The following is a 600-nucleotide window of genomic DNA, read 5'->3' on the forward strand; positions in this document are numbered from 1 at the left end:
AGATATTGAGTTTTATAAGATATTAGACTAGAATATTATTGAAAGGAGTTGATACTTTGAGTAAATATTATTCTATACACGAATTTTCAAAAATTATAGGCGTATCTGCTCAGACATTACGAAATTGGGATGCAAATGGAAAACTTCATCCGCATCATACTACAGTAAGTGGCTATAGATATTATTCTGATGAGCAACTCAACCAGGTAATAAATGTAAAGCCTAAAAATCGCATTACAATTGGATATTGTCGCGTTTCCAGCCATAAACAAAAAGATGATTTGGAACGACAGATTGATAATGTTAAGACATATCTTTTGGCAAAAGGACAGCCGTTTGAGATAATAAGCGATATCGGTTCTGGGATTAATTATAAGAAAAAAGGACTTCAGGAATTGATTAGACGAATCTCTCAAAATCAAGTTGAAAAGGTTGTTGTTTTATATAAAGACAGGCTATTGCGATTTGGTTTTGAGTTGATAGAATATATCGCTTCACTTTATAATTGTGAGATTGAGATTATTGATAATACTGAAAAATCTGAACAGCAGGAACTTGTTGAAGATCTGGTTCAAATAATCACAGTATTCAGCTGCAAAT

The 600-nt window shown here is 32.0% G+C and carries 1 protein-coding gene; it reads left to right on the forward strand.

The features are described 5' to 3' along the window. Nucleotides 1–56: 56 nt before the first annotated feature. Nucleotides 57–600 (forward strand): IS607 family transposase (locus PG418_RS19110; RefSeq protein WP_498837896.1); only part of this gene is annotated, 544 nt, incomplete at its 3' end.

It is taken from the genome of Bariatricus sp. TF06-38A, assembly GCF_027690675.1.
Classification (GTDB): domain Bacteria; phylum Bacillota; class Clostridia; order Lachnospirales; family Lachnospiraceae; genus Allocoprococcus; species Allocoprococcus comes.